Below are 24,864 nucleotides of genomic sequence, written 5' to 3' on the forward strand. Positions count from 1 at the left end.
CTACACTCCCCATCGGGTTTCCCCTTTTGGATAAGTCGGGTGACGATAGGGTGCGGATTATTCCGCTTTGATACCTTGCCCTATTACTTGCTCAAGGTAAGATTATTACAGCCCCTTACGGGCGCACCACCATAGAATTGCTGACTGGGGTTCCAGTAGAAAAGATCACGCCTTTCCCTCCCGTGATTTCATCCAGATAGCGGCATTTCATATACATATCGGAGGATTTCTGTGCCTCGGTCTGTGCGATTCCACCTACATTTCTCATCTTGGTGGTCAGGTAGAGGTTCTTATAATTATCCGCTTCATCTACAAACAGACGGTCAACGCCCAGTTCCTCAAACGTGATCATGTCGTCTTTCCGGCTCTGGTCATGGAGCCTTTTCAGACGTGTTTCCAGTGATTTCTTTGTCCGCTCCATCTGCTTGACCGTAAAGCGGCTCCCCTGGATCTTTTTCGCCTCTGCGATTCCTTCTATGATTTCGTCAATCTCCATCTGCAGCATACGTTCCTGCCGCTCGACACTTAACGGGATCTTCTCAAACTGGGAGTGTCCGATGATCACAGCGTCAATGTCGCTGGTAGCGATCCTGCCGCAGAACTTTTTCCTGTTTTTCTTCTCAAAATCCTTTTTGGTCGCCACTAAAATGTTCGCTGCCGGATAAAGCTGGAGCCACTCAGCAGCGAACTGCTCGATGATGTGATTCGGCACAACGATCATAGATTTACTGCACAGCCCCAATCGTTTACATTCCATCGCAGCCGCCACCATCGTATAGGTCTTCCCTGCGCCCACCACATAAGCCAGCAGCGTATTCCCTCCGTAAATAATCCGGGCCACGCCGTCCTTCTGGTGTTTCCGCAAAGTAATTTCCGGGTTCATTCCATAGAAATGCAGGTGGCTCCCGTCATACTCCCGTGGCCGGATGGCGTTGAACCGTTCATTATAATCTGCGGTCAACCTCTGTCTGCGCTCCGGATCTTTCCAGATCCATTCCTGGAATGCCTGCTTGATTAAGTCCTGTTTTCCCTGTGCAATGGCAGTTTCCTTTTTATTCAGAACCGGTTTTCTCTTGCCTTCCTCATCTTCCACATAATCAAACACACGGGTATCCCGCAGATTTAGCGTATCCTCTATGATCTTATAAGCATTTACCCGGTTCGTGCCATAGGTATTATTGGCCCGGGGATTTCCCCGGTCCATGCTCTTTCCTTCGATATTCCATTCCCCGGTATGTCGGGAGAAATGGACTTTGATCTTCCACTGGGAATAATTCGGCGTCTGCAATAGTTCAAACATAAAGTCGGCAATATCCGATTCCGGTATCCATGTAGCTCCCAGCCGGACACTGATCTCAGAAGCGGTCAGATCCTTTGGCTGCACTTTTTCCAGTGCCTCCACATTGCCCCGGTACACCTCGGAAATCTCCGCCGCACGTTTCGCCTCCCGCAGTTTCTGACGCACGTTGCCGGAAAGGTATTCGTCCTCGGATACAAATCGGGGCTGATCCATCCCCTCAGACTCCGGCAGACGCAAGATCACGCCTTTTAGTTCTTCTTCCACCTCCCCGGCGCTTTTCCCGGTCAGGGAACACAGATACTCCATATCTATACAGGCTTTTTCGGAGAGAGACAAAGATAAAGCCTCACTTGCGGTATCCACTTTCGTTACCGTCTCGTGAGGCTTGATGGTCCGTTTCGTGAACATATCCGCTTTCCGCTCCAGCGTTCCGTCCTCCGCCACAATCTCAAGGGAACAGAGAAGGGGATAACTGCTGTCATCAGAAAACACCATACTGTTTGCCCTGGAATTTAACAAACCGTATTTCTTCTGGAACTGGTCGTATAATAAGTTCAATTTCTCCTGCTGACCCGCTATGGTTGCCTCCGGATATCCTTCGGTCTGATAACCGATCAATGCCCTTGTACAGTCCCGGATAGCGATCATGCCTTTTACACGGTTCTGCGCTGTCACGGACAGTTCCACCGGCTTCATGCGGCTGTTTTCCCGGTAATAGATCTTCCCGTCATAAACCGTATAGGAAAAGTTTGCCACAAAAGGATCAGCCGGGATCGAATGGTCCTCTTCCTCCACCAGCTCCTCCACCTCATAATCCGTGATCTCCGCCTCAAGGTTCTCCACTGCCTGTGCCAGAAGATTCTTTAAATCCCTGTCCGGATATGGTTTGCAGATCAACTGTGGGCCATACGGACCGGATACGATCTCCTGCTCGCCCAGTACCATTTCCGGGTGCTGCTGAAAATAGGGATTGATACTGACCACCCGGTGTCGGCTCTCGCCCTGTTCATTCACATGGTCATTTTCATAGAGCCGCTCCACTTCCACCCAGTCCGGCAGATCCACATTTAAGTCCCTCGGCGTCTCCCGTTTCTGGAAAAAGAGAATATCTGTATTTATCTCTGTACCGGCATTGGCAAGGAAAGCATTGTTTGGCAGGCGGATCGCACCTAACAGGTCGCACCGCTGGGCGATATATCTTCGCACCCGGTCATCCCGCTTATCCATTGTCCCGCCGCTGATCCCGTTAGACGTGATCAGTGCAAGCACACCCTTCGGCCTCGTCTTGTCTATGGATTTTGCGATAAAATAGTCGTGGATCATAAAGTTATGCTTATCATATTTCCTGTCCAGTACCTTATAACTTCCAAAAGGTACATTTCCTATGACCACATCAAAAAAGCTGTCTGGTAAAGCTGCGTTCTCAAATCCCTGGGCAGCAATAGTGGATTTCTGGTAAAGCTGCTGTGCGATCCGGGCGGAAATGCTGTCGATTTCCACACCATAAACCTTGCAGTCGGACAGGCTCTCCGGCTTTCGTCCGATAAAATTTCCTATTCCGCAGCTTGGCTCCAGAATGTTTCCGGATTTCAGCCCCATGTTCTCCAAAGCCCAATACATGGCACTGACCACCACCGGCGGCGTATAAAAGGCAGTCAGCGTAGACTGTCTCGCAGCGATATATTCTTCCTCTGTCAGAACGGTCTTTAATTCCAGATATTCCGTTGACCAGGAAGATTTCGTCTCGTCAAAAGCGTCAGATAAGCCGCCCCAGCCAACATATCCGGCAAGGATTTCCTGTTCCTCCGGTGTGGCAAAGCGGTTTTCTTCCTCACACTTCTTCAATAGCTGGATTGCCATGATGTTGGCACGGAACTTTTCTTTTTCAGTTCCCTCCCCTAAATGCTCATCCGTGATCTGATACTGTCTGCGGCTCTCCTGGGGAATCTCCGGGTGCGGATCAAACTCTCTTACCCTCCCGGCAGGTTTCTTCTGTGTCCATGCCGGGGCCAGATCCTCCAGAAGTTCTTCCGGTTCTTTTTCAAAAGGATTGTCCTCCGGTTTTATTCCGGTAAATCCGTCCTCCTGCTCCTGCGCCATTTCCTGTGTGGCAGCCGGTTCCTCCCTGTCTTTTTCGGCTGGTTCCTCTGACGGTTTCCTGCCCGCCTTCAGATGATCATTCGCCGGATTTTCCCGTACCCGGCGGTCAAACACCTCTCTTGGCATTTCCTCTGTGAAAAGCGGATACATCTGGTCACGCAGAACCACCATCTCATCGGAGATAAAGTCAATGGAATATTCTTTTGTGCCTATTGTGACAATCGTATCCACCTGCAGGTCATAAGGCGGCTTCATGGCAGGCAAGTCCGCAATCCCGGCTATCAGTGCAGACACTTCGGAATAGTTTTCATCCTCCGTGTCCATCCCTTCCCGGACACTGATCAGATAGCTGTAAATTTCCTGCACAGACTGGGGATCGGCCAACTGTTCCCGCAGCTGACGCAGAACATCCTCCTGTGTCTCTCCTGCCTCAATCGTATCCTGGTATTCATACCAGTCATACGCCTGGTAAAATGCGTTGAGACGTCCTGCCAGAACCTCATCCCGGCTCTGTGCCGGAACAGGCTCCGGGGGAGCCTGCGTGTTTTCTCTTTCGGCTGGTATGGGAGTAAACAAACGGAATACTCCGTCCCGGTAATCCGTAAGATCTTTATACACCTGTTGCATGGACGGGTATCGTTGATCGTAATCTGCAATTCCCGCAAGAACCTCTTCCATCATGGAACGGATTTCTTTTACCTGTTTGGGATCATCAAGCTGCGGACGGATCTGGTCTATCGCTCTATGATAATCTGAGCCATACGGATATGGACGTAAAAACGTTTCCGGCTGATTATAAAAAAAGTCGTAAATGTTACCTGTCAAAATCGTTTTTTCATACTCCGGAATATACTCCAGTTCCTTCTCTGTCATATACCGTCCGACAGCGATCAGCTCATCTATCCTCTTTGCAACCGCCGTCCATTTCAGAGTAGTCTCATAATTCTTCCACTGGATGGTATAACCTTTCGCATTTGTATTCTGGTGAAATCTTTCTCCTAAATAATCAGTTACAGATCCTCCCATACCATATTCCTGCTTTAAAAATTCTGCTTTTTCCTTATTGCTGTGTTCTTGCAGAAAATAGGAGTAAATTCTGTATTTGCCATGTTCAAAGGAAGAACCGGTCTGCAGTGCATGGTCAATGATTTCCTGTGGCATAGAAAAAGCAGGAGATTCCTCTCCTGCCAGTTCTTCTAATAATGACTGTTGTTCTGCCACCGTTGGCTTTGACTCTGCAGTCGGTTCCTGCCTTTCCTCTTCCGGCTGCGGTTCCTGTCCGGTTAGCTGTAGATCAGCTCTCTCATCACGATCTCTTCCGCTGCCTGCCGGATGTTGTTCATCTGCTGTACCCACGCCATCTGGTCTTTCGCTTTCAGTTCCTCTGTCACGCCCCAGGCTGCTTTCATCTGTCCGGTCAGAACTTCCATCCTCTCCTGCGCCTCCCGCTGCACTTCGTTCAGATGGCGGTTCAGTTCCCCTTTTGTCAGCAGGTTCAGATACATCCCGTATCGGTATTCCTTCAGATAAGTCTGTCGGAGGGAAGCGTACTTCCCACGGTGTACTTCCGGTTCGTCCGGCACGGTCAGATCCGGAAGAAGATAATCGCCCTGTCTGCTGTATGTGATCGCTCTCATGTGTAACGCCCCTTTCTGTAATCTGTTCTCTGTTTTCGCTTTCATTATATCGGCCCGCCTCTCTTCCGGCAAAGGTGCGATTTTTCTTTCTCTCTGCCTTTCTCAGCTTATTGACGGTATCGGAAATCTCGGATAGTGCCATTTCCGCCACATCACTGGCCGCAACGCCAAACAGGTTGACCATTTCCGGCGTATTAAAATCCGTGATATTCCGGAAGTCCTCTGTGTCCAGATACAGATCGGTATCTACGCCGCACCGTACCATGACCATGTACGCAACACTGGCCGATAAAAGCTGTCGTGCCTCCACCTCCACGTTGTACTCGTCCACCTCTTCCAGATAACTTCCTTTTCTTTCTGAAATCAGATCCGGAAGATAATCTGCAAGGTTGTCTTCTGCCGCAATCTTTGTCGCCTCCAGTATGGTTTCCGCAAATCCTGTCACTGTCTCGTCCACGCCAAAAGCATTGGCAAGGGTTTCCCTCACATCCGGCTGATATTCTTCCGGCACTTCCCACAATGGCACTGGACGGAGCAGTCGGCGGTAACGTCCTTCCTGTGTATCTGAAACGTCATAATAGTATTTCAATCTCAGTTTCGGGCTGTCCTTGTCAAAAACTGCGATCCCTTTGGGATCCCGCTTTACCCACCGCCCAAACTTCTCATTCCAGACTTTCATAGGCAGCACTGCGGACGCCTCCGGGCGCTGTGCATAGATTAAAATCTGATCATCAAAAGGCAGGCGGAAGTTCCGGCAGGCAGAGCGCAGGAAAGACAGCCAGTTTTCCGGACTGGCAGTTGCTTCTTTTACAGTCTCTGTATAAAGGTCTGTGATCAAGTCATACTTCTTCTTTGCCATACATCCCTGCCTCCTTTCCGTTTTGTCTCACTCATGGGCCGATACCGGATTCCATTCTTTTCCATCTGCCTTGCAAACTGGCGAATATTCTTGCACCTTCCGTCTATTTCCACCTGTTCCTCACTGTGATAGCAGCAGAAAGCGCAGGAGCAATCCCCGTTGTCATACTCCAGACGCAGAAAAGAACTGTCCGGAAGAGAAAAAAGTGGGTTTCCCCGGCTGTCCGTAAAGCAGATCATTTTTTCACTGCTCATATCTCCCCGCCTCCCAAAAATGTTATGAACTTTCCGGCTTTTACTGCTTTCTGGATCTCATTGATCATCCCGATTTCTGCTACTGTGATCCCCGGCAGAGACAAAATATCATCCATTGTCATATTTAAAACTGCTTTTTCATTGTCAAATCCCGCCTCCATCAGCTTTGAGAGGGAACGGACAGCCTTATTGTTGATCTGTGCCAACTTCCACACCTCCTTTCAGTCCGTTTCTGCTCTTTCTCACGCATAGTCCTCATCCTCGCTTTCTTCCATGACCTTCCTCCCATAAGGCGTAAACGTATACCAGCCCGTCCGGTCAGACTGTCCTTTGTTCCACTCGCCTTTTATGAGGACGCCTGCCCGTTTCAGCCTTGCAAGGCCCGTGCTGACCATATGTTTTGTCAGATAAGGCATACGGATCAGAAACATTTTCCGGCTGCAGCACATCCATGTTTCCCCGTCATACTGGCAGCGTCCATGAAATTCATTCTCTTTTATTTCCGTCCAGATTGCCTCCGCAAGCAAAGCTGCGGCTATCCCATACCGTCTGGCAATCCCGGTATTAAACTTCTGTATCAATGGCTTTTCCTCCTTTCGTCCGGTATGTAAAGAGGCGGCTTACCGCCGCCTCCTGTCACGTTCTGTCTATTTCTTCCGGTTCCGCAGATTCAGCCAGATCAACGCTCCTGCGATAAATGCCACTAAAATGACCGTGATCCACATCTTTGCGTTCATGCTTTATTTTCCCCTTTCTTTTTTCTTATTTTCACTGCGGTCAGAATACCAAAGGCTGCCACGCCTGCTCCGGACAGGGCGGATAACCCGATCCACAGACCCGGCCTGCTGTCGTCCCCGGTCTTCGGTGTCGTAATCAATTCCTCCGGGATCTTTTCATTCGTCATAGTGGCCTTTACGATCTGTCCGTCCTCCTTGATCTCAAAGGCGTATTCGGATTCATCAATCTCGTAACCTTCCGGCGCATTGTACTCCTGATAGGTGTATTTTCCATACCGCAGGGTAAAGATGGCGATCCCGTTCTCATCTGTTACGCCTGTGGCAACGATATTCCCATCCTCGTCCTTAATGCGGAATCCGGCATTTGGAAGAGGTTTCCCGTCTGCAACGTCTGTCTTGGTCAGTTCCAGTTTTCCGGTAATCGGCTGATTGATAAAGCCAACGCCTGCCTCATTTTCCACATCTACAATTTTTCCGTCCTCGCTGATCTCAAAGTAATAGGCGTTCTCATCCAGCTTGAAGCCTTCCGGCGCAGTCTTTTCTTTTACAAAATATCCTCCGTAGAGCAGACCGTCCGTCTGGTAAATGCCCTCTGAGATTTCCGGGATTTCTCCCACAAACTCATCCTTTTCGGTCAGTTTCTGGTCTTTGTCCGTATCTGCATACAACTCAAATACAGCGCCCGTCAGCTTGTTCGCCGGATATTCTGCGTCCACTTTTGTCAGACGGACACTGCCCTCAATCAGTTTGTTAATCAGCTCCACCTCGATCACTTCCTCATCTTCCGTAACCGATACATAGTGGAGGGCCTCATTCAGCACATATCCTTCCGGGCTTGCGATCTCCCGCACAATCCATCTGCCAAACGGTACATCCTCAAAGGCAAAGGCTCCGTCCTCATCAGAAGTAGTTACCATTAAGACAGTATCTTCCGTAAATTCCTCTGTACCTGCAGAAAACAGGCCAATCGTTGCGCCTTCCAGTGCCTCCCCATCCGTATCTACTTTCCGTCCGGAGATCTTTCCCCGGATCAGTTCATTCTCAATGGCATTTCCCTCATTTGCGGAAATATGGACAACAGCAGTATCCTGCCCCTGGTAGGTAAAGTCCACAGGATAGGTTTCTTCTGACAGAAGATAATGCTGGTCAGTGGCATCTTCTTTCACATAATACTTGCCAAAAGGCAGGTCTGTCTGAAATGCAGCGGTTCCCTCTGTACTGCAGAACACGATCTCGATCAGACCGTCCGCCGGAATCACGGAACCGTCCGCTGCTGTCAGATCCTCTGCTGCATACAGGCCAAAGGCCACGTTCTGGATCTCTCCCGCACTTCCAATCCCAAAGACCTCATCCTGCTCCAGTGTCTTTGTAAGGTCAACCGTCACTTTCTGTCTCTCATTATAGAAAGCAGTGTCCGCCTCTGTTACAGATACTTCCTGTCCGGCATATGTCAGCTCCACCTCATGGTTTTCTGTATTCAGCACCAGACCTTCCGGCGCTGTCTTTTCCACAATCTGGTACTTGCCCAGGTACAGTTCTTTTGTCTCTGCCTTGCCTTCCTCATCTGTGGTTATGGTATCCACCACATCCCCGGCGGCGGCCGGCACGGTTCCGTCCGGCGTCACAATGTCCTCGGCGGCGATTACTTCATATACCGCCCCGGCCTGCCCGGTTACTGCGTAAACAGGCGTGTAAATGTTCTCGCCTTCCGCAAGGTTCCCGTCTTTGTCCACCACACCGTCTCCAGACACCTGCACAGAGGAGAACTCCTCGCCGGTTTTTGTCACAAGGATCTTGCCTTTCTGCGGCATATCCTCTTTTTCCACCGTGATCACGGTCACTCCGCTGTCCTCCCCGGACTGTTCCTCCGATACTGTAAATGGAACCGGCGTACTATCCAGTACATACCCATAAGGAGCCTGCACCTCTACCAATGTGTAATTTCCATAAGGCAGTACCTCCGGTGTAATCAGATAACCGTCACTTCCGGTATAGAACGTATCCAGTTTTGTGACCTCCGGATAGGTATACTGCATGGTCACAAGGTTTCCGGATTCGTCATAGATCTGGAAACCGGCTCCCGCAAGGGGGATGGTCTTTCCGGTTTCTGCGTCTTTCTTGACTACCTTGAGATAGGATTCAAACAGGCGGTTGTTGATGAGGTAGCGGTAAACTTCTCCGTCACTGCTGATATACACATCAAAGTCTCCGATCATTTCCCGGCCTTCCCAGCCTTTTGTCTGGTGTACCGTATAAATGCCATAAGGCAGGTCTTTCGTCTCGGCATATCCGTTCTCATCACACACCAGCGTATCCCGCTCGCTGTCCTTTGCGCTGTCATAGCTGCCTGCGCTCTTTAAATACACCTGGAACTCTGCGCCTTCCTCCGGTGTTTCGATCTGCGTACTTCCGTCATCCGTGTGCTTAATGATAGAGATCCTTCCCTTGATAACCTGTTCCGTCACGTCATTGGAAGTATCGTTCAGCTCCACCGTGTAAAGAGTTGCCTCCGCTCCCACATGATAGGAAGTCTCATCCAGCAGATACCCTTCGGACGGGCTGATCTCCCGGATTGTCCAGTTATCCCCGCACACATAATATTTTGTGGTAAAGCTGCCATTGCTGTCTGTGGTATAGGTGTCAATCAGCGTATCTCCGTCATAAATCCCGTACACTGCGCCTGCCAGCGTAGCGTCTCCCTGTGGGATTCCTGTCTCCCGGTCTGTCTTTGTGACCGTTACCCGGAACTTTTTCAGTACATTATGGACGGTGGCATTGGTCACTTCGTTCCAGTTGACGGTCACGGTCTGGGCCGCCGGAACCACATAGCGGTCTGCTGTCTCCACTTCCTCCAGCGTATAGGGCGTATCGCCGGAGATCAGAATATCAGAAAACGTGGCAACACCTGTACTGTCCGTAACCGCATATTCATCCACCGGAATACCGGAAAGAGAGGTTCCGTAGAGATGGAACTTCATGCCTTCCACCAGACCGTCCTCAGAAGTCTTGGTCACTTTCAAATCTCCACGCTTGAGGATATTGGAAAAGTCCACCGCAGCGGTTTCCCCGCCTTTGACTTCCACTGTCTGCGCTTTCTGTGGTTCATAGCGGTTCTCTGTCAGCTCTGTTACCGTGTAGGTTCCCGGCTGAAGGTTCTCCACCTTGATCGTTCCATCCTCCCCGGTTGTCACAGTCTGGTCAATCCCGTTGCCCGTGATCTGGAATTTCAATCCGGCCACCACACCGTCCTCGGAAGTTTTCACGATCTGGATATGCCCATAGGGGATTTTCACGTTCAGATACGCTTTCACGGCTGCGGTATTCTCCACGCCTGTTACCACATCCTGCAAAGACGGATCTCCATAAGCAATCAGCTTGGCGCTGCTGCTCACTGTGGGAATCTTCTTGGTTGCGGATAACTGCACGTTCCCGGCAATCGCTTTACTGGATGTGATGGTCAGTGTGTTTCCGGACGTGCTGACTTTTACATCACTGTTGGATGATGTGAAATTGAATTTCGACAGGACGCCGTTGCTGTCTGTCAGTTTCAATACATACTGTTTGCCGTCCCATTTCAGTTCCTGCGGAGCGCTGTCTGTACTTCCGGACGCAAAGCTGGGAATGGTTCCGTGGCTGACCATACCGGAAATGATCTGCTGATAGGCCCCCGCTATCCCGCTGTTCGCCCCGCCTACGCAAAGGCTGTTATAAAATTTGGCGTCCGTCTGAGCATACGGGGCGCTGGCATTCCTGCACCCGGTCACAATCTCCCAGATGACCATCTGTGTCGCAAGCACCTTTTCATCTTCCGTGCCGGACAGACTGCCCATGCTGCCCTGTGCGCCATACAGCAGGGCAAGATTTACAGCGTCCTGTTTCGCCTTTCCTAAGTTGTTCCACACCACAGAAGCGTCCTTCTCCAGTGTGTTCCCGGTATGCAGGGAGATTCCCGGCTCGATACAGTAGGCATTATCCCCGTCTGCATAGATCCGGGTTCTGGCCTCCCCCGCATGACCGCAGGTAATCCCATTGTGGGAAACTGTCTGCTGATAACGGATGGTGTTCCCGTTTCCGTCATAGCAGTAAGCGAATGTGATCGTTGCCCGCTCGGACGCAGCCGATACCGTGCTCGCCGGCAGGACGGACAGTGTCGTGACCGCCGCCAGCGCCAGTGCGATCCCTTTCTTGAATAACTGCTTGATTTTCTTCACTTCATTCTCCTCCATTTCTGAGCCTTTCGGCCCACATAAAAAAATCCCTGCTTGCTGGCAGGGCTGGGTACTGATCCGGTGGAATGTGGATAGCCACCGGCTCCTTATTCTTCTTTTCGGCTGGTAAACTGCTGGTAATCCGGAAGGGGTAGGGTGTGGGGAGGGGAAACCGGAAACCCCGGAAAAAGGAAAGCACCAAAGGAACCCACTTTTCCCCAGGTGTCCTCTTACCTTTCCCGTCCTCTCTCCCGTCTGCGGTACAGTTCCAGTGCCTTAATGATCGTGTCTTCCATTTGCTTTGGCGTGGTTCCCGGAGAGAAATATTTGTCAATCCTCTTTTTCGGAATTTTAAACTGCTCCACCTGGTTCGGCTTTTCTTCGGTCATGATCGACAGAATCACATCCTCATTCAGCTTTCCTGCCTCTGCAAACTTCCGCATTTTGATTGCCTGTGCGTGACTGGGTGTACAGTCCTCCAGTTCCATTGTGTCAAAAAGCGCCTGCTGTTGTTCTTTCGGCAGGTAAGACAGTTCTACCGCTGGACGCATGGCAATCTTTCCCTCATCCACCATATCCAGAATAGGTGTAATGAGTTCAGTAAGGCGGATATAGCGCCGAATTTGGTCTTGACTTTCCCCCACTTCCTCTCCTAAAAGCTGTCTTGACGTTTTTCCTCTTAAATCCTGTGCCACTGGCACAGAATTTTTGCTTGGCCTTCCTGCCTGCCTTTTCATTGCGTCCAGTTTCATCTTATAAGCAAAGGCTTTTTCTGACGGTAAGACTTTATCTCTTTGCAGGTTAGAGTCCACCATGATAATCGTAGCTTCATCATCGGTCAGATTTCGCACAATACATGGCATATCCGTTTTCCCTGCAAGCTCACTGGCAAATTTTCTCCGGTGTCCTGCCACCATTTCATAACCGCCTTCCGGTTTCGGACGAACCAGAGCAGGATTGACCACGCCTTTCTCCCGGATACTGGCCGCCAGTTCCAGCATACTTTCATCCTGCTTTACTTTATACGGATGATTAGGAAAGTCGCTGATCTCTGTCAGAGGAATATCTGCTACATACTCCCGTTTTGCCTCGTCACGTTCCGCCTGCGTACTGAACAGATCATCTGCTGCGGGAAGGGGCAGTTTTATTTCTCTGCCTTTCGCCATCCCGTACCACCTCCCTTGTAAATGACGCATAGGCTTTTGCTACTGTACTGTTTTTGTCATAGCTGTAAATGCTCTGTCCTGCGGCACTTGTTTCCGCTGCTTTCACGCCAACCGGAATGACAGTCTGGTAAACCTTAACCATTCTCCCGTAATTCTGACGGATACTCTCTGCGGTCACACGGGCCAGATTAGTCCGCATATCCGCAAGTGTCAAAAGAACACCATCCACCTTCAACGCCGGATTGATCTGTCTTTGCACCTTCCCGATTGTTTTCATAAGCTGTGTCATTCCCTTTGCCGGAAGATACTGGGCCTGTACCGGTACAATCACACTGTCAGACGCCGCCAGTGCATTGATCGTCAGTATACCTAAACTCGGCATACAGTCAATCAGCACATAGTCGTATCCTCTTTTCACTTCATTGAGATAGTTTTTCAGAGTGAGTTCCCGGCTCATGGCGTTAACAAGCATAACTTCCAGTCCTGCCAGTTCGATATTGGACGGGATCAGATCAACGCCTTCCTCATGGTGTAAAATTCCGGCGTGGCTATCCATTTCCCGGTCAGCCACAATCCCCTCTAACTGTGTGGCAAGTGTCACAGAAAAGTTATCCTGCTCCGGCCATCCCAGTGAGGTTGTCAGATCGCCCTGTGGATCAGCGTCCACTAAAAGTACCTTTTTCCCTTCTCTGGCAAGCCCGATCCCTAAGTTGACGGTCGTGGTGGTTTTCCCTGTTCCGCCTTTCTGGTTGCCAATCGCAATTACTTTGCAATTTACCATACGGTTCCCTCCTTTCCTAAAAATTTAATAGCCATCTTCCCGTGTAGGGGGAAATGGCTATGTATAAAAATAGACATGAAAAAAGCCGGAGGATTTTCGTAAATTGAAAACCTTCCGGCTATGTAATTTCTGTATTTAGTTATTGTTTCCTATTGATATCCTGCTTTATTTAAAATCATAGCTTGTTGTTGCTTAAATTCTATTGTCTTTGTTCTTCCTCCCGTTCTTTTAATTAATTCTTCTTCTCCAATTATTTTAACTAAATTTGTAATCAGTTGCCCCATTGCATCTTTATTATGGTAGAAAATAGTTGTATATACATTATCATTTAATATCAAATCTCTCAAAATATCTTTATCTGTTACATCTAATGAATGTCCAAAAATGTAAAGATTATGTCGTTTACACTTTTGATCTCTTAAAACAGATTCAGGCAATCTATTAAGACTATCTTGTATACCATTTTCTCCTCTATTTATTTCTTTCGTTTGTTTTTGTAAATATGAGTAGTAATCTTCTCTTATTTTATCAACCCATTCTTTATATTTACATCCAGTTTGCTTATATATTCTTTGATAAAATTTTTTAAATGCAACAAACTCTGTATGTATATTTTGTCTGTCCACTGGAAGGAACTCATCTATGCCAAGAACCATATTATTTGTTTCGATTGTATTGTCAATTACAGCCTTACCATGTATATAATCTATGTCCTCAGTTCTACAATATTTATAAACTCTCTCCAACGTATCTGTATAATTAAAACATACTATTTTACTAGTTGTTGCCCCTCTAGTACCATCTTCATGCTCAATAATTTTCATAATAATTTTACTTATATCTGGAGAAATAATTTTACATTCTATTTGACTAACATATTCGGTTAAATACAATTCTAAGGCACGGATTAATTTATTTAAATCCTCATATAATCGATCTCTAAGTTCTTTGAAACTTTCTAATTCTCTCAACTGTTCATGACAATCTAAATACTCATTAGATAAGTTTTTCATTATTTCATCATATAAGTCAAAATCATTCTCTCCTCCATGTATATCATAATCCAATGACTTAATTACATCTGATATTTCACTCTCAAAATCTATCCAATTTTCTTTCCCATGCATATCATTTTGTAGAAAATAATCTATCCAAATGTTATCATCAAGCAAATCACTCCACATCACACTTTGCGAAAACAAATTATTTCTTATATTTCCTGTGTTCTTCTCAATTATATATTTCACTTCTGGATGAATACTCCCCCAATTTACTTCATTTAATTTTTTTGTATTTAATATCTGCTTAATCACCTTTACAAACTCTAAAAAATTTACATATTTTGTAGGCAGACCATGCGCAATATCAAATCCATTTCCAATAATCAAAATATTCATGCTTTGTTTATCTACTCCTCATTACGAATTTTTTCTGCAAAAAATCACAAAATCATTTTGTCCGCCTGGTATCATCCAGTCCGTTTCGTCCTATACTGTCCACAAAATCTGGACTAAACAGCACGAAAAAACATCAGATATTCCTCATTTCCCGTCCCCGGCACACTAGGAGACAAAATATTCATACAATATTCTAATCTCTGTCCCAAAATAATTATAAATTATCTTTTTTCATCAAGCAATATACCACTTCCATAATTTTGAAATTAACTTCTCATTAAAACCTCCTAAAAACAGAGTGTCTCTATATCTAAAAGTAGTATGGCTATGTATGATTCCCGATTATTAAACGGGAATTTCCTCCTCTTCTGTTTCTAATCTTTTATCCTCAATCACATCATAAAAATCAAAAATGAATTCTGAGACAAAAGCTTCATGTAGCTCTTCCAACTTTTCTATCTGTGTGATTTCCTGCGGCCATTCCATGCCGGCAATGCCAAACAATCCTCTCATCATATGGAAAGCCTCGCTGATTCTGCCGGTATCAACCAACGCAGCTATGGCAAAATAAATATCGTCCATATCCGAGATTTTCTGGCTATCGTAAAACAGTTTTTCTATCAAGGGCAGTGTATAGGCTCCGGAAATCAGATTTGCAGTATTTCTTACATCTTTGATCTTGTTGTCATCATTCTTCATTGACATTTCCTCTCTTTCTTTAAATCTGGCAAAAGCCATATATTTATAGAAGGCAAAAAAGCCGCCTGCTCTCTACTATAAAGAACAAACGGCCTTTTGCAAAATCTCTCCATATTCACTTATTCATAAACAGAGTTTGCCTGTTTCTTCTGCTGATAACTTATGATAATTTGGGGGAAGATACACTCACTCACGTTCAAATTTGGGGGATAGCGTTATCCCCCAAAAAGAAACGACACGCAAACTTCTCCTGTTCATTTCAGAAGAAAGAGGCGAAGTTTCACATGGCATTTGGGGGATAGCCTTCCCCCAACTCTTCCCCCAAAAATCCCCCAAATTTGCCCGTAAAAAGCGATAATTTATGATACTTTACGGATTCGCTCCGGAACGCAAAAAAGCCCTTGAAAATGCCCGTTTTACGGGATTTTCAAGGGCTTCAAGCACCTTTGGTTTTAGGAAATTACATTCCCATCTGTTTTGCAACTTTTCGGATTACATACCAGCCTGAGCTGCTACTTCTGCTGCAAAGTCGTCAACTTTCTTTTCGATTCCTTCGCCTGTTTCAAAACGAACGAATTTCTTAACAGTAACTTCTGCGTTGTTCTCTTTTGCAACTTTTTCTACATATTTTCCAACTGTCAGGTCGCTGTCCTGAACGTATACCTGATCTAACAGACAGAACTCTTTGAGTTCTTTGTTGAGACGTCCGATGATCATCTTTTCGATAATGTTGTCCGGCTTGTTCGGATTTTCTTTCTTAGCCTGAGCAAGAAGGATTTCTTTTTCGTGATCCATGAATTCCTGAGAAACTTCATCACGGGATACGTACTTCGGAGACATAGCTGCTACCTGCATTGCTACGTTCTTTAAGCATGCTTTGATTTCATCGTTTACAACGTTTGTATCAGCTTCTACAAGAACACCGATTCTTCCGCCGCCGTGGATGTATGCAACAACGCATCCTTCAGATGTGATTTTCTCAAATCTTCTGATGTTCAGTTTTTCTCCGATCACAGAGATCTTTTCTGTCAGGGCATCCTGAACTGTCTTGGACGGATCTGCGTTCCATGCTTCAGCCATGAATGCGTCCATATCAGCTGCTTCTGTATTCAGAGCCTGGTTTACTACAGCATCAACAAATCCCTGGAACTCTGCGTTCTTTGCAACGAAGTCTGTTTCAGAGTTTACTTCTACGATTGCTGCTACCTTGTCATCTTTTACAGCTGCTTTAACAAGACCTTCTGCTGCGATTCTTCCAGCTTTCTTCTCAGCCTTTGCCTGACCATTTTTTCTTAAAAATTCAACGGCTGCGTCCATATCGCCGTTTGTTTCACTAAGAGCTTTTTTACAGTCCATCATTCCTGCGCCTGTCATTTCTCTTAATTCTTTTACCATGCTTGCTGTAACTGCCATTTTGCTTTCCTCCTGAATCTTAGTACGAAATGGATTATTCTTCTACAGTTTCTTCTGCTTCTTCAACTGCTTCTGTATCTTCGCCTTCGAATACTTCTTCGCCAGTTGCTCCCTGATTTGCTTCTACAACAGCGTCTGCCATCTTGGAAACGATCAGTTTAACTGCTCTGATTGCATCGTCATTTCCCGGGATTACATAATCCAGTTCTTCCGGATCACAGTTTGTATCAGCGATACCGATCAGCGGAATTCCAAGTGTATGTGCTTCCTGAACACAGATTCTTTCTTTCTTAGGATCTACTACGAAAATAGCGTCAGGCAGTCTCTTCATGTTCTTGATACCGCCAAGGTTTTTCTCAAGTTTTTCCCATTCTTTCTTTAATGCGATAACTTCTTTCTTCGGAAGCACGTCAAATGTTCCGTCTTCAGCCATTGCTTCGATCTCTTTTAAACGCTCGATTCTGCTCTGGATTGTCTTGAAGTTTGTCAGCATACCGCCAAGCCATCTTTCGTTTACATAGAACATTCCGCAGCGCTCTGCTTCTGTTTTGATAGCATCCTGAGCCTGTTTCTTTGTTCCTACGAAAAGGATTGTGCCGCCTTCTGCTGCGATATCGGATACTGCCTGATAAGCCTCATCTACTTTTCCAACGGATTTCTGTAAGTCGATGATGTAGATTCCGTTTCTCTCTGTGTAGATGTACTCAGCCATCTTAGGGTTCCATCTTCTTGTCTGATGTCCAAAGTGAACACCGGCTTCCAAAAGTTGTTTCATTGAAATAACGCTCATGTTTCTTCCTCCATATTTGTGGTTTTTTACTTCCGCATGTTTCTGCCTTCCGGAACCGCGCTTTTGCCGGCACCGCCGAAAGTAACCGCATGCGTGTTTTTTTGCAACATTCGTAGTATAACATAGAAAAAACGGCCATGCAAGCCGTTTTTTCATGAATTCTTATATTTTACGTTGATTTTACCAGTATCTTCTGTACCATGGGCTTCCGTAAACGCTCTGAACCTTTACGACATCTCCCGGCTGCGGTGCGTGAATCATCTGTCCGCCTCCGATATAGATACCAACATGTCCAACATAGCATACGACATCTCCCGGCTGCGGGCTGGATACTGCCTTACCGCCTGCTCCAAGAGCGGAGGATGTTCTCGCTACGCTGATACCTGCCACACTGTGGCAATATTTTACAAGACCGGAACAGTCAAGTCCTGATCCCGGTGTGTTGCCGCCCCATACATACGGTGTACCAAGACAGCTTCTTGCAGCGCTTACAATCACACTTGCAGCACTTGCATTGCTTGTGCTGGATCCGCCTGAACTGCTGGAACTGGATCCGGAACCTGTACTCGGTTTGGATGTGCTGCTTCCGCTGTTAGATGTTCCACTATTAGAACTTCCACTGCTGGAACTTCCGCTGTTAGAACTTCCACTGCTGGATGTCGTATTCCCCGAGGATGAGCCAGAGGATGTATTGCTGTTCTGGTTTCCCGATGAACCTGACTGGCTGGAAGTCGTATTGGAACTGGAAGAGCTTTCCGCCGCTGCTGCAGCCGCTTCCTCCTGCGCCTTTCTCCGGGCTTCCTCTTCCGCCTTTCTTCTTGCCTCTTCTTCTGCTGCTGCCTGCGCAATCGCTGCCTGAAGCTCCTGATCAAGATTTTCTACTTCTGCCTGTTTCTCAGCCAGTGTCTGACTTAATTGTTCTTTCTGGCTTTCGAAAGATGTCTGCATCTCTTCCAGATTTGCAAGATCTTCTTCCAGGGTCTTTTTCAGGTTTTCAATCTTTTTTGTTGTTTCTACATATTCCTGAAGCTTTTCTCTGTCGTAATTATGTACGGTTTCAATATAGTCTGCCTGATTCAGAAAGTCTGCAATGCTGTTTGATGTAAACAGATCTTCCAGAGCTTTCGTATCGCCCTGTTCATACATATATTTAATCCGGACTTTCATCGACTCATACTGCTGCTGCTGTTTTTCCTCAGCTGCGGCGAGATCTTCTTTCGCCTTCTGGATTTCCTCTCCTTTGCTGACCAGCTTTTCTTCTGTCTCAGAAATCTTGGAAACCATCGTCTGAAGCTGTGCCTGTACAGACTCGACTTCTTTTTCTTTCTGTTCCTTTTCAGCTTTGATTTCATCGGTATTCGGTGCCGCATAAACCGGAGTTGCAAGCATTGAGCTAGCCATCAATGCTATCACCAGTCTCTTCCCAAATTTGTTCATTCTCTTCTCTCCTGTCTAAAACTGCATGTCCGAACTCTTTCGGTCCTTCTTTTTTCACTACAAGGTCTAGTATATCTTATTCTTCTATTCTTTGCAATGTTTTTTAATAATTTTGTAACATTTTTTATGACTATTCCTTCATACAGCCTGAAATCAATGAAATACGTCCAATTCGCACGCCTGAAATCTATGGCTGGCCATGCCCGCTTTTTTTTGTGTTCTCCATATTTCGAATCTGTACAAAGAACACAGACGCCGCAAATGCACAGACAACAGTAATAATTCCCATCCTCAGCGGTGTCTGGAATATCCATTCGTACGCATTCGTTTCCGTCAGAAGCACTGAGCCAAGATTTGCTGCACAGTGCAGCAAAACCGGTGCTTTGATACTTTCGTAAGTCTCATAGGCATATGACAAAAGCAGTCCGAATACAAACGCATACAGAAACTGTACAATATTTCCATGCACAACGGCAAAAATCAGCGCGGAAAACAAAATGGCTTTTCTGGCATCTACCATGTCCCGGATTCTTCTGAAAATAACTCCTCTGTACAGGCACTCTTCAAGAACCGGTACAATCACTCCGAGTCCAATCACTTCGATGATCACCGGTGAAGCGTAAAGTCCTGCTGACGTTGTCTGATAAGAAGCGCTGATGCTGCTGATATTGCTCAGAATCAGGATATTGTTCAGCGCAACTCCGGCTGTCACTCCAAGCAGAACTGCATACAGATAGGTCCATGCCGATGTTTTGCCGGAATCCGGATCCGGTACCGTAAACAACCTTCGGTATTTCTCATCCTTTCTCATCATGTAGATATAAATTGGAAGCGCCAGCACTGCCGCCGCCGACGTAATTTCCGTCGAATGGCTCAGCGCAAATGTCAGTGTTTCTTCCATAAATGTCTGAAACGCAGTCTGGCTTTCATAGGCATGCAGCAGATCCTGTGCACGCGCAGCCAGATAAGCCGCGACAACAACAATATCCACAAGGAAATTGATCGCCCAGTAAATCAAAATCGGAATAATGATTCTCGCAAACGGATTTCCCGGCTGTCTGTTTGGCTGATTATTGAACATTGATTATCTCCTCAAAATATGCTTTGATTTCCTCTTCCTCACCTGTAAGAGAGCCCTGGATCATGCCCGGCTTTCCGCCGCCCCGTCCATGAAATCTCTCGTTCAGCTTTTTGCCCAGATCACGGATATCCCTTTTCTGGCTTCCGATTACATACTGGTACTGCTCGCCCCGTTTCAGGAAAACAGCGCACACAGCAACACTTCGTTCCAGAACGTGATTCATCAGTTCCCGGATGCCGGTCTGATCCAGATCCGTCTCAAACAGGCACTGGCTGTATGTTCCTTCCGGAACCTGCTGTGCCTTCAGGGCAGTCATTTTTCTCTGCAGTTCAATGATCTGATGCTTCTGGTTTTCATTTTCATCCTTCAGTCTCCTGACTGCCTCCGGAAGTTCATCTTCTTTTGCAGAAAGCATCGCCGAAATCTCTTTCATATCTTTTTCGCGTTTTTCATGATCTGCCAGAGCTCTGTCCCCGCTTACCATTGTCACGCGGACTCCACCCTTATAATTCATCATGGCGATCACTTTGATCTGTCCGATTTCTCCGGTAGAGCCGACATGGGTAGCGCAGCAGGCACACCGGTCATACCCCGGGATCCAGACAATGCGCACCTGACCGTCGATTTCAATCTTGCTTCGGTACTCCATTCCTTCCAGTTCTTCTTCGGACGGATAGAGAATCTGAACCGGGATATTCTGGTAAACAGCCCGGTTGGCCTCCTGTTCAATCTCTTCCATCTGCTCTTTTGTGACCGGTCCGTTAAAGTCCATGGTGCACAGATCATCTCCGAGATGAAATCCTACATTCTGATATCCGAACCGTTTATGTACCAGCCCGGACAAAATGTGCTCTGCTGTATGCTGCTGCATTCTGGAAAACCGGATCTTCCAGTCTATCTCTCCGTCGATCGTGCTTCCTGCTTCCAGCGGCTCTTCCGTATAATGGATGACTTCCCCGTCTTTCTCCTGTGTATCCGTCACCCGGATCCCGGAAAGCCATCCGATATCTCCATACTGCCCTCCGCCTTCCGGAAAGAAGGCGGTACGGTCCAGAATTACTTCATATCCATCCCTGCCGGATGCTTCCTGGCAGGAACGAACCGTTGCAGTAAAGGTTTTTGTATAGACATCCTGATTATACAGTCGTTCTGTCATAGTCCTACATCCTTTCCGGCGCTTCAAATCCAAGCAGATCGATGGAGGTCTCCAGAATCGTCCTTACCAGATCAAGCAGTGCGATATATCCCTGCTTCTTTTCTTCATCCTCTTCGCCAAGGATTCTGTTATCATGGTAGAAACGGTTGAAGCTGTTTGCCAGATCGTAAATGTAACCGCAGATCTTATGAGGAGCAAGCTCTTCATATGCCTGATCCAGGACTGCGGTAAATTTCGCTGCTTCCAGCATCAGCGCCCGCTCAGAATCAGAGTGCGGTGCTTTCACGGAACATGTATCCAGATTTCCTCCGTTTTCGGCGTATTTATTCAGGATGGATTTGATCCGGACAATGGTGTACAGAATGTACGGTCCTGTATTTCCTTCAAAAGAAGAAAATTTGTCCAGATCAAAGACATAGTCTTTGGATGCCTGGTTGGAAAGGTCTCCGTATTTTAATGCTGCAAGTCCGACCATCTGAGCTGTCTTTTCAGCCTCCTCCGGAGCAACTGTCCGGTTTTCCGCAATCTTCTGGGACATCTCTTCGTTGATTTCACGAATCAGATCGGAAAGACGCATGACACCGCCTGCTCTTGTCTTAAACGGCTTTCCGTCTTTTCCATTCATCGTTCCAAAACCGATGAAAGTCAGCTTGGTATCCTCCGGAACAATTCCCGTTTTCTTTGCGCAGCGGAACACCTGTACAAAGTGAAGTTCCTGACGCTTGTCAACCACATAGATTACTTCATCCGGCTGATAGAGTTCTTCTCTTTCCACAAGTGTGGCAAGATCTGTCGTATCATAGAGGGCTGCTCCGTCTGACTTCAGAATCATACACGGCGGAATTTCCTTTGTATCTGTCTCCTCCTTGACATCGACTACGAGAGCCCCCTGATCCAGATGAGCGAATCCTTTTTCTTTGAGCATTTCCACCATATCCGGAATATACGGCTGTGCATCTGCCTCTCCTTTCCAGAGGTCAAATGTTACATTCAGGTTTTCATAATTCTTTTTCAGATCGGCAATCGATACGTTCATGATGTGCTTCCAGAGTGCACGGTATCCTCTTCTTCCGTTCTGAAGCTCAAATGTCGCTTTCAGAGCTTCTTCTTTATAGTCCTCGTGCTCTTTTGCATAGGCACTCGCATATGGATAGATTTCTTCCAGGTCATTGATTGTAAACGGTGCTTCTTCCGGGTATTCACCGGTGAACTGCTCGTCAAAATACGGAAGATCCGGATTCCGTTTCTGAAGCTCTGTAATGACAAGTCCCATCTGGTATCCCCAGTCTCCAAGATGAACATCTCCGATAACCTCATGTCCCTTAAACCGCAGAATCCGCTTTAAACTTTCCCCAATTACTGCTGAACGAAGATGTCCCACATGAAGCGGCTTTGCCACGTTTGCGCCTCCGAAATCCATAATGATGCGTTTCTTCTGAGCTGCATGCTCTACGCCAAGCTGCCCGGACTTTCTCATCTCTTCTGCATAGGAAGAAAGAAACTCTTTTTTTACTTTCATATTGATAAATCCCGGATTTACCGCCTGTACATCCTCCAGTGCTTCACTCTCTTGAAGGTGAGTCAGTACGTCCCCCGCAATCATAATCGGAGCTTTGTGGTAGGTCTTAGCCGCTGCCATCGCTCCATTGCACTGATATTCACATAAATCCGGACGATTGGATAAGGTCACTTTCGCAAAGCTTCCGTCATATCCTGCTTTTTCAAATGCTGCTTTCATTTCCTCTTCCAGAAAATCTACCAGTTTTTTCATCTCATTCGTCCTTCTTTCTTTATTTCTCTGATTTTTATATAAAATTACGTTCCTTATATTCTAACATAGGAAAGAATCTCCAACAACCATATTTTTGAGCTCTTGCGCTTTTTTCTCTTTTAGTATATAATAACAGAAATCATTATTGTTTTGAGAGGAAATCACTATGACAAAAGAAAAAAGACAAACTCCGCTTCTCGGCTCCCATGTCGGGATGAGCGGAAAAGATATGCTGCTTGGCTCAGCCAAAGAAGCGGCCTCCTATCAGGCTGATACCTTTATGTTTTATACCGGCGCGCCTCAGAATACAAGACGGAAAGACATCAGCGAGCTTCGTATCCCGGAAGCGTGGGATTTTATGAACTCCCATCACATTTCTGATATTGTCGTTCACGCACCTTATATTATCAATCTTGGAAATTCTGTGAAACCGGAGACCTTTCAGCTTGCGGTCGAGTTTCTCGCTCTGGAAATCGAACGTACAGCAGCATGCCAAAGCCGCACGCTCATTCTTCATCCGGGTGCCCATGTCGGCGCCGGTGTAGATGCCGGGATTGCTCAGGTCATCAAAGGGCTTAATGAAGTACTGACAAAAGATACCCCTTGTCAGATCGCGCTGGAAACGATGGCAGGCAAAGGCTCAGAGCTTGGCCGCTCCTTTGAAGAGCTGGCCCGGATTTATAGCGGCGTCACCTATAATGAAAAGCTTCGTGTCTGCTTTGACACCTGCCACACACATGACAGCGGATATGACATCCGGAATGATTTTGACGGTGTCATCGAAACCTTTGACCGGATTCTCGGAAAAGACCAGATTGCGGTCTTCCATATCAATGACAGCAAAAATCCGCGGGGTGCACAAAAAGACCGCCATGCCAATATCGGTCAGGGCGAAATCGGATTTGAGGCTCTTGCTTCCATCGTACACCATCCAGATTTCATGGAAGTACCAAAGATTCTGGAAACACCTTATATCCCTTCCGTCGAAAATCCAAAGAAAACGCTCCCGCCTTACCGCCGCGAAATTGAGATGCTCCGAAACCGCAAGTTTTCTGAAGAACCTGCGTAACATTTCCCGGACAACAACAAAAAAAACCTGTCGAAAAATCCGACAGGTTTTTACACACCTAGGCGGATTCGAACCGCCGCACCCGCCTCCGGAGGGCGGTGCTCTATCCCCTGAGCTATAGGTGTATTTCTGCGTCATGTGAACGCATTGATTATAATACCACATCTTTTACAGATTGTAAAGAGAAAAAATTCGACGAATTTCCGGATATTTTTCAGTTTTTCATTGAAATTTTTCTTTCCATTCAGTATGATATATGTTAAATAAAAAATCTTGTAAGGAAGGAATTATCATGCAGCTTCTTAAAGAACGTATCTTAAAAGACGGGGTTGTCAAGCCGGGAAATGTCCTGAAGGTCGACAGCTTCCTGAATCATCAGATGGACATTGACTTAATAAATGAAATCGGAAAGGAATTCCGCAGACGGTTCCCTTCTGAAAAGATTACAAAAATATTGACAATCGAAGCTTCCGGAATCGGGATCGCCTGTATCGCGGCACAGTATTTCCATGTTCCGGTTGTTTTTGCGAAAAAGGCACAGAGCATCAATATCGACGGAGAAGTTTACCATTCCAAGGTAGAGTCTTTCACACACAAACGGACTTACGATGTGATTCTCTCCAAGAAGTTCCTCGGACCGGACGATCATGTCCTGATCATCGACGATTTTCTGGCAAACGGATGCGCCCTTCTCGGGCTGATCTCCATCGTCAAGGATGCACAGGCTACCATTGAAGGTGCCGGAATCGTTATTGAGAAAGGCTTCCAGCAGGGCGGCGACAAGATCCGTGATCTTGGTATCCATCTGGAATCTCTTGCGATCATTTCATCCATGACCGACACTTCTCTCACATTTAAAGAAGATTAGATAAGGCAAAGCAGAATCGGATAGGGGAGATTTGACCCTCCCCTTCCACACCACGTAGCGTACCGTTCGGTACTACGCGGTTCAATAGTTTACACGTACTTTCAGATAGTGGGCAGTCATGGATGGATATCCAAGTCTGTC

The 24,864-nt window shown here is 46.8% G+C and carries 18 protein-coding genes and 1 tRNA gene; 2 read left to right on the forward strand and 17 right to left on the reverse strand.

Annotation, left to right across the window (positions count from 1 at the left end; all coding sequences use genetic code 11):
- Positions 1-115 precede the first annotated feature (115 nt).
- The 16 genes from B5E64_RS17260 to argS all read right to left on the reverse strand — a co-directional run bounded on the left by B5E64_RS17260 (position 116) and on the right by argS (position 22,786).
- Entirely contained in the window at positions 116-4,561 is a 4,446-nt protein-coding gene (locus B5E64_RS17260; RefSeq protein ID WP_087169673.1) for a DEAD/DEAH box helicase family protein, read from the reverse strand.
- Positions 4,562-4,683: 122 nt separating this feature from the next.
- Positions 4,684-5,082, reverse strand: coding sequence for a TnpV protein (locus tag B5E64_RS17265; RefSeq protein WP_343284104.1), 399 nt, complete (start codon positions 5,080-5,082; stop codon positions 4,684-4,686).
- Between the two features lie 789 nt (positions 5,083-5,871).
- A complete protein-coding gene (locus tag B5E64_RS17270; protein ID WP_087169674.1) occupies positions 5,872-6,150 on the reverse strand; it encodes a hypothetical protein in 279 nt (92 codons plus the stop codon).
- Positions 6,147-6,356, reverse strand: a complete 210-nt coding sequence (locus B5E64_RS17275; RefSeq protein WP_087161990.1) for a hypothetical protein — start codon at positions 6,354-6,356, stop codon at positions 6,147-6,149. The genes B5E64_RS17270 and B5E64_RS17275 overlap by 4 nt, the downstream gene beginning before the upstream one ends.
- A 36-nt stretch (positions 6,357-6,392) precedes the next feature.
- Complete coding sequence (locus B5E64_RS17280) at positions 6,393-6,731, reverse strand: hypothetical protein (protein WP_087169675.1); 339 nt, start codon at positions 6,729-6,731, stop codon at positions 6,393-6,395.
- Between the two features lie 152 nt (positions 6,732-6,883).
- Positions 6,884-11,098: a SpaA isopeptide-forming pilin-related protein gene (locus B5E64_RS17285; RefSeq protein ID WP_242960293.1), complete on the reverse strand. Its 4,215-nt coding sequence runs from the start codon at positions 11,096-11,098 to the stop codon at positions 6,884-6,886.
- Between the two features lie 227 nt (positions 11,099-11,325).
- Positions 11,326-12,261, reverse strand: a complete 936-nt coding sequence (locus tag B5E64_RS17290; RefSeq protein WP_087169677.1) for a ParB/RepB/Spo0J family partition protein — start codon at positions 12,259-12,261, stop codon at positions 11,326-11,328.
- Positions 12,215-13,042, reverse strand: a complete 828-nt coding sequence (locus tag B5E64_RS17295; RefSeq protein WP_087169678.1) for an AAA family ATPase — start codon at positions 13,040-13,042, stop codon at positions 12,215-12,217. Before B5E64_RS17295 ends, B5E64_RS17290 begins: the two co-directional genes overlap by 47 nt.
- 149 nt (positions 13,043-13,191) lie before the next feature.
- On the reverse strand, positions 13,192-14,439 hold the full coding sequence (locus B5E64_RS17300) for a bacteriophage abortive infection AbiH family protein (RefSeq protein WP_087169679.1): 1,248 nt from the start codon (positions 14,437-14,439) through the stop codon (positions 13,192-13,194).
- Positions 14,440-14,784: 345 nt separating this feature from the next.
- The gene (locus tag B5E64_RS17305) at positions 14,785-15,144 is read right to left on the reverse strand and encodes a hypothetical protein (protein WP_162610226.1); all 360 of its coding nucleotides are present in this window, start codon (positions 15,142-15,144) and stop codon (positions 14,785-14,787) included.
- Between the two features lie 486 nt (positions 15,145-15,630).
- Entirely contained in the window at positions 15,631-16,551 is a 921-nt protein-coding gene (gene tsf / locus B5E64_RS17310) for a translation elongation factor Ts (RefSeq protein WP_087169681.1), read from the reverse strand.
- 34 nt (positions 16,552-16,585) lie between these two features.
- Positions 16,586-17,341, reverse strand: coding sequence for a 30S ribosomal protein S2 (gene rpsB / locus B5E64_RS17315; RefSeq protein WP_087169689.1), 756 nt, complete (start codon positions 17,339-17,341; stop codon positions 16,586-16,588).
- 180 nt (positions 17,342-17,521) lie between these two features.
- Positions 17,522-18,778 carry a C40 family peptidase gene (locus B5E64_RS17320; protein ID WP_087169682.1) on the reverse strand — a complete coding sequence of 419 codons (1,257 nt, stop codon included), beginning with the start codon at positions 18,776-18,778 and terminating at the stop codon, positions 17,522-17,524.
- A 187-nt stretch (positions 18,779-18,965) separates the two neighbouring features.
- Complete coding sequence (locus B5E64_RS17325; protein WP_087169683.1) at positions 18,966-19,859, reverse strand: CPBP family intramembrane glutamic endopeptidase; 894 nt, start codon at positions 19,857-19,859, stop codon at positions 18,966-18,968.
- A complete protein-coding gene (locus B5E64_RS17330; protein WP_087169684.1) occupies positions 19,849-21,015 on the reverse strand; it encodes a DHHA1 domain-containing protein in 1,167 nt (388 codons plus the stop codon). The genes B5E64_RS17325 and B5E64_RS17330 overlap by 11 nt, the downstream gene beginning before the upstream one ends.
- 4 nt (positions 21,016-21,019) lie before the next feature.
- Positions 21,020-22,786, reverse strand: coding sequence for an arginine--tRNA ligase (argS, locus tag B5E64_RS17335; protein WP_087169685.1), 1,767 nt, complete (start codon positions 22,784-22,786; stop codon positions 21,020-21,022).
- A 166-nt stretch (positions 22,787-22,952) separates the two neighbouring features.
- On the opposite strand from argS, the gene B5E64_RS17340 reads away from it, so the two are divergent.
- Complete coding sequence (locus tag B5E64_RS17340; protein WP_087169686.1) at positions 22,953-23,855, forward strand: deoxyribonuclease IV; 903 nt, start codon at positions 22,953-22,955, stop codon at positions 23,853-23,855.
- A 53-nt stretch (positions 23,856-23,908) separates the two neighbouring features.
- Here the strand turns inward: B5E64_RS17340 and B5E64_RS17345 are convergent.
- A tRNA-Arg gene (locus tag B5E64_RS17345) sits at positions 23,909-23,980 on the reverse strand.
- 167 nt (positions 23,981-24,147) lie between these two features.
- On the opposite strand from B5E64_RS17345, the gene B5E64_RS17350 reads away from it, so the two are divergent.
- Positions 24,148-24,723 carry a xanthine phosphoribosyltransferase gene (locus tag B5E64_RS17350; protein WP_087169687.1) on the forward strand — a complete coding sequence of 192 codons (576 nt, stop codon included), beginning with the start codon at positions 24,148-24,150 and terminating at the stop codon, positions 24,721-24,723.
- Positions 24,724-24,864: the final 141 nt, after the last annotated feature.

The sequence above is a fragment of the Drancourtella sp. An12 genome (assembly GCF_002160935.1).
Classification (GTDB): Bacteria; Bacillota; Clostridia; order Lachnospirales; family Lachnospiraceae; genus Sellimonas; species Sellimonas catena.

What these genes read in the sequence shown, in the direction of transcription:
- B5E64_RS17295 (WP_087169678.1), bottom strand. Translation starts at nt 13,042, where the DNA reads ATGGTAAATTGCAAAGTAATTGCGATTGGCAACCAGAAAGGCGGAACA.
- B5E64_RS17330 (WP_087169684.1), bottom strand. Translation starts at nt 21,015, where the DNA reads ATGACAGAACGACTGTATAATCAGGATGTCTATACAAAAACCTTTACT.
- B5E64_RS17300 (WP_087169679.1), bottom strand. Translation starts at nt 14,439, where the DNA reads ATGAATATTTTGATTATTGGAAATGGATTTGATATTGCGCATGGTCTG.
- B5E64_RS17265 (WP_343284104.1), bottom strand. Translation starts at nt 5,082, where the DNA reads ATGAAAGCGAAAACAGAGAACAGATTACAGAAAGGGGCGTTACACATG.
- B5E64_RS17340 (WP_087169686.1), top strand. Translation starts at nt 22,953, where the DNA reads ATGACAAAAGAAAAAAGACAAACTCCGCTTCTCGGCTCCCATGTCGGG.
- B5E64_RS17260 (WP_087169673.1), bottom strand. Translation starts at nt 4,561, where the DNA reads ATGCCACAGGAAATCATTGACCATGCACTGCAGACCGGTTCTTCCTTT.
- B5E64_RS17305 (WP_162610226.1), bottom strand. Translation starts at nt 15,144, where the DNA reads ATGTCAATGAAGAATGATGACAACAAGATCAAAGATGTAAGAAATACT.
- B5E64_RS17320 (WP_087169682.1), bottom strand. Translation starts at nt 18,778, where the DNA reads ATGAACAAATTTGGGAAGAGACTGGTGATAGCATTGATGGCTAGCTCA.
- rpsB (WP_087169689.1), bottom strand. Translation starts at nt 17,341, where the DNA reads ATGAGCGTTATTTCAATGAAACAACTTTTGGAAGCCGGTGTTCACTTT.
- tsf (WP_087169681.1), bottom strand. Translation starts at nt 16,551, where the DNA reads ATGGCAGTTACAGCAAGCATGGTAAAAGAATTAAGAGAAATGACAGGC.
- B5E64_RS17350 (WP_087169687.1), top strand. Translation starts at nt 24,148, where the DNA reads ATGCAGCTTCTTAAAGAACGTATCTTAAAAGACGGGGTTGTCAAGCCG.
- B5E64_RS17290 (WP_087169677.1), bottom strand. Translation starts at nt 12,261, where the DNA reads ATGGCGAAAGGCAGAGAAATAAAACTGCCCCTTCCCGCAGCAGATGAT.
- argS (WP_087169685.1), bottom strand. Translation starts at nt 22,786, where the DNA reads ATGAAAAAACTGGTAGATTTTCTGGAAGAGGAAATGAAAGCAGCATTT.
- B5E64_RS17325 (WP_087169683.1), bottom strand. Translation starts at nt 19,859, where the DNA reads ATGTTCAATAATCAGCCAAACAGACAGCCGGGAAATCCGTTTGCGAGA.
- B5E64_RS17270 (WP_087169674.1), bottom strand. Translation starts at nt 6,150, where the DNA reads ATGAGCAGTGAAAAAATGATCTGCTTTACGGACAGCCGGGGAAACCCA.